Here is an 8,337-nt window from a genome sequence, read left to right as displayed (position 1 = left end):
AAATTTAATTTAAATTTATAGATTTTTTTATATGAAATTTAAGGAACTCGAATTGAATCAGCTTTTGCAGACCTTTATACCGACCGCGCACCTTATTAAAAATACGATCGGCGATTGCGAGGTGGTCATCCACGATATGAGCACGCCGCAAAACTCCGTCGTTTTCGTCCTCGGCGACGTAACGGGCAGAAGGATCGGTCAAAGCTTCGATCATCTGGTAAAGGACGTGTTACTAAGCAAAAATTTTGAAAACGACTGCACCGCAAACTACTACTTCACCGCGCAAAACGGCAAGCTCATACGCTCCTCGACTTCTTTGATCCGCGCCGTAAACGGCAAAGTAGTAGGCGCGCTATGTGTAAATATAGATACTTCAAGCGCCATGGCGGCATACAAAGTAATAAAAAATCTGCTGCCGAATGCGAAACTCGATAGCAAGGAGTTGCAGGGCGCAAATTTTACCGACGGAGGCTGTAATAGCGCGGCATTAGACGGGGCGAGCTTAAAGGATGGCGCAAATTTAGAAACGCAAAGCTCTAACGATTCACAGCAAAATATCCTTGATATCGTCCAAGACCTTATCGCATCGGCTACGCACGATCTGGATGTGGAGAGGATGAAGAAAGAGGATCGAAAGCGCATCGTAAAATTTCTCGCGCAAAAAGGGATTTTTGAGGTAAAGGGCGCAGTGGAGCTCGTCGCAAAGGCGCTTAGGACGCAGAAAGTCACGATTTACTCGTATATGGATGAGGTAAAGAAGAAGGGCTAACCGCGGTACATAAATTTGATCTAAAATTTAATAAGCGTTGCGCGCCTTTTTATTAGCGTAGCCATTGGAGTGGCGCGAATTTAATCTGAATTTGATGAACAAATCAAAAAGTAGGACATACTAATTCCTATTTTATGTAGCATGTAACGGCATAAAAGCAAAACTCATCTGTTACTCGAACTCGTAGCCCTTCGTATTCTTTAATTTCTCGTCATAATCGACTCCGTTAGCAATTCGCTTGCGCGAAGCATTGAAATCCGCTCGTATCGGGCTTTTGCGCTCGTCAAACTCAAGTGGCGCGACACCGATGATATCTGCTAACAGATGCGCCAAATCATCGCTCATAAAAGGCTTATCTTTCGCCGCAGCTAGCCTATGCCATAGCTTAGCATGATCGCTCAAAAACTCGCGAGAGCCTATGAAAAGCAGCGGGATTTCGTAAGTAAAGCGGCTCTCCATGCCGTGCCCAAGGCGCCCGTTTTCGTATAAATTTTCGCCGTGATCGCTAAGATAGACGATGAGGCTGTCATCACCCGAAAAAATTTTAAAAATTTCATTTATAACGAAATCGTTGTAAAGCACGCTGTTGTCGTAATACGCGACGACATCTTTCTGCTTGGAAGTAAGTTTTGCCTTTACATCCGCCGCGCTAAACTTGCCAAATCCCTCGGGATAGCGCAGGCTGTAATCCATGTGGCTGCCGATGAGATGGATCACGTAGAAGTTTCGCTCGCTCTGCCCCGCTTTCGCCTGATTTATGAGTGGAAGCAGCACTCCGTCAGGCTTGATGCGGACGGTTTCATAAAGATTGCTCTTTGAGAGGAAGGATTCCGCGTCCGCGCGATCGGCAGCGCTTTTAGCACTTAACGCATGTGCGCCGAAAGCCTCTTGATTGCTAATCCAAAAGGTGCGGTAGCCACTTAGCTTAAACATATCGATGATGCTAAGGTTGCGAAACCACGCCCTTTTGCGCTCGCTTTCGTAATCGCTGAAATTTAAAAGCCGCATCAGCACCTGATTAGTCGTGCCGTAAGGCGAGATTGTATCGCCAAATTTTATCAGATTGCCGCTCGCCTCGAGACCCTCCAAAAGCGGTGTATTTTTAATGCCGTAGCCGTAGAGCGACATATGCCCGCGCTGCAAGCTCTCACCGATTATTAGGATGATATTTTTGACGCGAGACTTTTGCAAGGCGGGGTTTGTAGCGGCCTCAGGGTTTTTAGAATTTGAAATCACGCTGGGGCTTTGCGGCGCAGAATTTAAAGTCTTGCCCCAACTCTGCGGCTCAGCGCCTGGGGCGAGCGTAGAATTTAAATTTGCGCCGTAATTTTGCGCCTGTGCGCTTGATGCGGGCGTGGAATTTTCAGACGCGGAGCCCGAGGCGACGCCTTGCGGATCTGAATTTGCGCTGCCTTTTAAAACGCTTTCGTTCGCGCGCTTGGCCTCGTCATATCCGAGCTGCACTTCGCGCATATCGGTGATGAAATTTTTATCGCTCAGGTAGTCTTTTATCGTAAAGGCAAACTCCAGCGGGACGTATTGCGATAGCTTGGTTATATAGCCTTGCTTGCCCTGGGAAGCTTTAACGGCGATATCCGCGCAAAAGATCGTTCCGTAAATGAGATAAATCGCCGCTAACAGCAATCCTAGGCGGCTATGCGTTTGCTCCCTCTTTCTCCGCCCTGCTCTTAGCGCCGCAAAGATGCAGCCAAGCAGCACTGCTAAATATAAAATCGTTGCGGGGTTAAGAAACTGCAAAACGAACTCGCGCGTCTCGGCTGCATCGGTATGCACAAGCGCGTCGATCGCCACGACGTTGAAGCTTGAGTCGAAATTTACGATCAAAAATAAAGCCACGCTCGCAATTAGCGCAATTAGCGCTAGTAACACGAACGAAACGAACTTAAAAAATCGGCCGCCAAGCAGATAGCAGAGGTGAAAGATGAGCAAATTTATGATGAGCACCGCAGAAAAGCCTTTAAATACATGCGAAAAATGATACCCATTGATCTGATAATGTATCTTAGCCCAGCACGCAAGCAAGCATAGCGCCGTGCTAAGCCAAAACACCCTCCATACGGGACGCTCTCGCAGCGCGGCAAAAAAGCCGCGGTCGATTTTCATAAGCAAGCGCACTATAAGCCTACCCGCTTTCGTCCTCTCCATAAGTCCGCCTATATTTGCTAGCGCTACATAAAATTTTTCTCTCATTTTATATTTCCTGCCTTGTACGAAGAGATGCGACGGCGCGCACTCTGCGTAGCGCGACATGTTTTCGCTTTAAAATCAAGGCGCAATCTTAGCCGCTTAAAGCTTTGAGCTTGCTTACTTGCGCGCCTTTACGCTTCAAATTTTACAGCTAAATTTTAAAGATACGGGGGAGGGGGGGGTAGTAGAATTGGGCGACGGAATTTTAAGGCTAAATTTTAATTGAAAGCGAATCTATGAGCGAAACTACAAAACGAGGCTTTAAAAACAGAAAGCATGAGCTAAAATCTCGGCTTTTAAAATTTCTAGTGCGATAGGTTTCAAAAGGCTTTTGGATAAAAATTTATGCATGAAGCGGCTGAGGTAAAATTCCAAGACGCGAGCGATGTAAAATTGTCGAAAGCTAAGCGCAGGCGAAATTTCGCACCGACAAAGTGAAAAATTTTAACTAGCTCAAGTCGCCTTTTGTGCGAAAATCTATGCGATGCTTAGGACTTCTACCTTGTCGTCGAAAACAGCCATACAGTGCTCATAGTGGCTAGTGCGGAGCCCATCCTTGCTTCTCGTACTCCACTTATCCTCGGCGATAACCGGCGTGCCGTCCTTTTGGCAGATCATCGGCTCGATGCAAAAGACCATGCCGTTTTTGATTTTGGGGCCTGATTTTGGATTGTTGCCCTCCAGATAGTTTGGGATCTCAGGCTCTTCGTGTGGGTGCTTGCCGATGCCGTGACCGCAGAAGCCGTATAGCGGCACGAAGCCGCGCGCACGGATAAATTTCTCGATCTCGAAGCTTAGCTCTTTGAAGTGCATCCCTACCCTGATCGTTTTGATGGCAAACTCCAGCGTATCCTTACTGCATGCGATAAGTTCCTCGTCGGCTTTTGAAATTTTACCGACGGGCAGAGTGCGTGCGCTGTCGCCGAAATATCCGTTTAGTTTCGAGCCCAGATCGACGCCTAAGATATCGCCCTCTTGCAGGATCGTTTCGTCTGGGATGCCGTGGATGATGACCTCGTTTAGCGAGAGGCAGGCGGCGTTTGGAAAGCCGTATAACCCTTTAAAAGCGGGATACGCGCCCTTTGAAGTGATGAAATCGTCGATCTTTTTATCGACTTCGAGCAAACTAAGACCCGGCTTTATGAATGAAGCTGCATAATCAAGGGCCTGCGCGACGATCCTATTCGCCGCACGAAGCCCCTCTAAATCTTTTTTTGTTTTAAGCAAAATCGCCATTTTAAAGCCCGACCGCACTTAGGGTCTGATATTTGTTCATATAGATCTGCGCTTCGATGCGCCTCATCGTATCAAGAGCGACGGAGACGACGATCAGCACGCTGGTGCCGCCGAAATAAAACGGCACGCCCATAAATTTAACGAGCAGCCACGGAATGACGGTTACTAACCCGAGATAGATCGAACCCCAAAACGTAAGACGGCTGGCAACTTCGTTTAAAAAGCTCGCCGTTCCCTCGCCCGGACGAATACCCGGGATAAATCCGCCCTGCTTCTTTAGATTTTCGCTAATATCCTTGGAATTAAAAGCAATTGACGCATAAAAATACGCAAAAAATATAACCAACACAAAGGTCAAAAAGTTAAAGAAGTAATTGCTAGGGCTTAGGAAATCGTGGATCTTTTGGATGATCGGATTGGTGCTTGCCTGTAAAATTGTAGTCGGAAACATCAAAATCGCGCTTGCAAAAATAGGCGGAATGACGCCACTTAAATTTAGCTTGATCGGCACGTAATTCATAATGCGCTTGTTTTGATTCGCCATCAATACCTTGCGCGAAAACGATACCGGAATTCTGCGTTCACCTAGCTCCACATATAAAATTGCCCCGATAGTAGCCAGGATGATTAGCACGATCGCGATTAGCTTTAAAACGTTCATCTCACCGGTATTTACTAAATTTACAGTACTTCCGATCGCTCTAGGGATGGCACTTACGATACCTGCAAAGATAATAAGGCTGGTGCCGTTACCGACGCCGCGCTGCGTAATCTGCTCGCCGATCCACATCAAAAGCATAGTGCCTGCTAACATCGAAATGCACGAGATGAAAACAAACTCATTGGTATTCTCCGCCATTATCGCAGGCGCTCCGGTTTGTCCGTGGATGCTCTGTAAGCCAATGCTAACGCCGATGGATTGAACCATAGCGATTACGATGGTAGCGTATCTGATGATCTGCATATATTTCTGCATACCGTCGCGCTCTTTTTTGAGCTTGCCTAAATTTGGGAAGGTCGCGGCGAGCAGCTCCATAATGATCGAAGCGGTAATATAAGGCATAATGCCTAGCGAGATAACGCTGAATCGCTCCGCCGCGTTACCGCTAAACATATTAAACATTCCAAAAGCGTTGTTGCTATTGCTTTGAAAAAATTGCTTTATAACCTCAACGTCCACTCCCGGAACCGGCACGTAAGCTAGCAACCTATAGGCAAAAAGAAAGCCCAAAGTAATGAGAATTTTGTTGCGTAGCGATTTATTCATTATTTTTGTCCGCTAAATTTTACGTTCTCGTCTTTGATCTTGCTAGCGAGCGCTTTTGCACCTACGCCGATCAGCTTGATCTTTTTAACGGAATTTGAAATTTTATGAACGGATTTGATGCTTTCGATCGTGATCTCGCTAAGATCTTTGATAGCTTCGATTTTATCGACATTGATCACGTAAGGCTTTTCAAATTTAGAAGTAAAACCTACCTTTGGAAGCCTTCGCTGAATCGGCTGCTGACCGCCCTCGAAGCCTCTTTTTTCATGAGAGCCGGTACGCGCGGTCTGACCCTTGCCACCGCGACCCGCAGTTTTACCTAGGCCACTTCCTTGACCGCGACCCAAGCGCTTAGTAGCGTGAGTCGAGCCTGGGGCTTTTTTAAGATTTTCTAATCCCATCTTTTATCCTTGTTAGTGTTTTAACATACTAAGAGCTTTCATCGTAGCTCTTACGACATTTGAGGAGTTGTTCGAACCTAGCGATTTGGTAAGGATATCTTTAACACCCGCAAGTTCTAAAACCGGGCGCACGGAGCCGCCTGCGATAACGCCGGTACCTTCGCTCGCCGGCTTAAGTAAAATTTTGCTCGCATTGTATTTAACTTCAATATCGTGAGTGATAGTAGAGCCGTTTAAATTTACCTTGATAATATTTTTAAACGCATCATCTACCGCTTTTTTAATCGCGTCGGGAACCTCTTTGGATTTGCCGAAGCCGAAGCCTACCAAGCCATTTCTATTGCCTACTACGATAAGAGCCGTAAACCTAAACCTTCTACCACCTTTAACGACCTTCGTAACCCTACCGATATTGACGATTACCTCTTCGAATTCTTCTCTATTATACTTTTCCACAATAATTCCTTTGGGTTATAGTTTGATGCCGTTTTGGCGTAGCGACTCGGCAAAGCTTGCGATTACGCCATGATACAAATAGCCATTGCGATCGAAAATCGCTTCAGAAATGCCTTTATCTTTTAGCTTGGAGGCTAAATCTTTAGCTAAGCTAGCCGCGCCCTCTTTGTTCGCCTTTAAATTTAAAACCTTGCCGCTGCTGGCGCACAAAGTTACGCTCGCCGCGTCGTCGATAGCCTGAGCGTAAACGGTTCTATTGGATTTGAAAATAGAAATTCTAGGGCAAGATGCGACGCCTGAAATTTTAGCGCGAATTCTTCTTTTTCTCTTGATTCGTAAAGAGATCTTTCTTTTTAATACGTTCTGTGTCATTTCTCAACCCTTATTTCTTAGCTGTTTTTCCGGCTTTGCGGATGATATGCTCTTCAAGATACTTGATGCCTTTACCCTTGTACGGCTCAGGCGGTCTGAATCCTCTGATCTCGGCTGCTACTTGACCTACTTGCTGCTTATCGTCGCCTTTGATGGTTACGACGTTTTTATCTACCGAGATTTCGATTCCCTTTGGAGATTCAAAATTTATCGGATGCGAAAAGCCCAAATTTAGCTCAAGCACCTTACCTTTCATCGCAGCCCTATAGCCGACGCCGTTGATTTCGAGCTGTTTTGAAAAGCCCTCGGTAAGACCAAGGACGATATTGTTGGCTAAAGCGCGGTATGTTCCCCAATACGCCCTGCTCTGTCTATCCTCGCCCTTAGGTGAGAATTCTATCTTTCCGTCTTCGATTTTTACATCGACATGACCTTTTAAATCAAGCTCTTTTTCGTTATTCGATTTTTTAAATTTTAACGACGAGCCGTCGATTTTGACCTCTAAGCCGCTTGGAATAGAGATCGGTTTTTTACCAATTCTTGACATAATTTTCCTTTTTATTTGTCTAGGGTATGTCTACTTTTACGAATGGATACCACAATGCCATAAAAAGTAGAAACTTCTTACCAGATCGTGCAAAGCACTTCGCCGCCGACGCCCGCTTTGTGCGCGTCGATACCGCTCATAACGCCTTTGCTTGTGCTAACGACGACGGTTCCGTAGCCGTTTTTGAAGCGCTTGATCTCATCTTTGCCTTGATATACGCGGCGACCCGGAGTCGAAATTCTTTTAACTTCGTTTATCACACTCCTGCCCTTTTCATCGTATTTAAGCACTACGTTGATGATCTTTTTATTGTTTTCCTCTACTACGTTGTAGCTCTCGATATAGCCCTTCTCGGCTAAAATTTTAAGCATAGCCTCGACTACGTTTGAGTGAAAAAGCTTAGTCGTATCTAGCCTTCGCATCGCAGCATTTCTGATGCGAGTTAGTCCATCTGAAATAAGATCGTTAATCATCTCTTCTCCTTACCAGCTTGCTTTTTTTAGACCCGGGATCAAGCCCTCATTTGCCATCTTGCGAAGGCAAACGCGACAAATTCCAAAATCCTTATAAACGGAGTGCGGACGACCGCAAATTTGACATCTGGTATATGCGCGAGTGCTAAATTTAGCGGGGCGTTTCGCCTTGGCTACCATTGATTTTTTTGCCATATCATTTTCCTTTTGCAAAAGGCATGCCGAATAACTCTAGCAATTTAAATGCCTCTTTATCGTTATTTGTAGTCGTTACGACGGTTATATTCATACCGTGAGTTCTTAAAATTTGATCGTATTCGACCTCTGGGAACATCAGCTGCTCTTGCAAGCCGAAATTGTAATTGCCGCGTCCGTCAAAGCCCGTTCTAGGTAGTCCTCGGAAATCCTTAACTCTAGGAAGCGCGATAGAGATCAGTTTGTCTAGGAAGGCAAACATCTGCTCTTTTCGTAACGTAACCATTATGCCTACCGGGAAACCTTCGCGCACTTTAAAGCCTGCAACCGATTTTTTTGCATTGACGATCAGCGCTTTTTGGCCTGCGATCAGTGATATAGTATCGGCCATATTTTGAAGCACTTTTTGATCT

11 protein-coding genes are annotated in these 8,337 nt (G+C 45.8%); 1 reads left to right on the top strand and 10 read right to left on the bottom strand.

Annotated features, from left to right (window positions below):
* Positions 1 to 52 precede the first annotated feature (52 nt).
* Entirely contained in the window at positions 53 to 769 is a 717-nt protein-coding gene (locus tag Q0620_RS05745) for a PAS domain-containing protein (protein ID WP_298783680.1), read from the top strand.
* Positions 770 to 940: 171 nt separating this feature from the next.
* Here Q0620_RS05745 and Q0620_RS05740 read toward each other — a convergent pair whose 3' ends face one another.
* From Q0620_RS05740 to rplE, 10 genes are all read right to left on the bottom strand, one after another.
* Positions 941 to 2,980 (bottom strand): sulfatase-like hydrolase/transferase, encoded by a 2,040-nt coding sequence (locus tag Q0620_RS05740; protein ID WP_298783678.1) that lies wholly within the window; start codon positions 2,978 to 2,980, stop codon positions 941 to 943.
* Positions 2,981 to 3,454: 474 nt separating this feature from the next.
* A complete protein-coding gene (map, locus tag Q0620_RS05735) occupies positions 3,455 to 4,213 on the bottom strand; it encodes a type I methionyl aminopeptidase (RefSeq protein WP_297950201.1) in 759 nt (252 codons plus the stop codon).
* A gap of 1 nt (position 4,214) precedes the next feature.
* Positions 4,215 to 5,480: a preprotein translocase subunit SecY gene (gene secY / locus Q0620_RS05730; protein WP_298783675.1), complete on the bottom strand. Its 1,266-nt coding sequence runs from the start codon at positions 5,478 to 5,480 to the stop codon at positions 4,215 to 4,217.
* Positions 5,480 to 5,881 (bottom strand): 50S ribosomal protein L15, encoded by a 402-nt coding sequence (rplO, locus tag Q0620_RS05725; protein WP_297944102.1) that lies wholly within the window; start codon positions 5,879 to 5,881, stop codon positions 5,480 to 5,482. Before rplO ends, secY begins: the two co-directional genes overlap by 1 nt.
* 12 nt (positions 5,882 to 5,893) lie before the next feature.
* Positions 5,894 to 6,337: a 30S ribosomal protein S5 gene (gene rpsE / locus Q0620_RS05720; protein ID WP_005868986.1), complete on the bottom strand. Its 444-nt coding sequence runs from the start codon at positions 6,335 to 6,337 to the stop codon at positions 5,894 to 5,896.
* A 15-nt stretch (positions 6,338 to 6,352) separates the two neighbouring features.
* Positions 6,353 to 6,709 carry a 50S ribosomal protein L18 gene (gene rplR / locus Q0620_RS05715; protein WP_298028401.1) on the bottom strand — a complete coding sequence of 119 codons (357 nt, stop codon included), beginning with the start codon at positions 6,707 to 6,709 and terminating at the stop codon, positions 6,353 to 6,355.
* 10 nt (positions 6,710 to 6,719) lie between these two features.
* Entirely contained in the window at positions 6,720 to 7,256 is a 537-nt protein-coding gene (gene rplF / locus Q0620_RS05710; RefSeq protein WP_297941608.1) for a 50S ribosomal protein L6, read from the bottom strand.
* 77 nt (positions 7,257 to 7,333) lie between these two features.
* Complete coding sequence (gene rpsH / locus Q0620_RS05705) at positions 7,334 to 7,729, bottom strand: 30S ribosomal protein S8 (protein ID WP_005868989.1); 396 nt, start codon at positions 7,727 to 7,729, stop codon at positions 7,334 to 7,336.
* A 9-nt stretch (positions 7,730 to 7,738) separates the two neighbouring features.
* Positions 7,739 to 7,924, bottom strand: a complete 186-nt coding sequence (locus Q0620_RS05700; protein ID WP_005868990.1) for a type Z 30S ribosomal protein S14 — start codon at positions 7,922 to 7,924, stop codon at positions 7,739 to 7,741.
* A gap of 1 nt (position 7,925) precedes the next feature.
* On the bottom strand, positions 7,926 to 8,337 hold a 412-nt coding region (gene rplE, locus Q0620_RS05695), incomplete at its 5' end, for a 50S ribosomal protein L5 (RefSeq protein ID WP_298783673.1).

Source organism: uncultured Campylobacter sp., from assembly GCF_938017615.1.
Taxonomy (GTDB): Bacteria; Campylobacterota; Campylobacteria; order Campylobacterales; family Campylobacteraceae; genus Campylobacter_B.
Note: the sequence above shows the minus strand (reverse complement) of the source record. Positions and strands in the feature narration are given on the sequence as shown.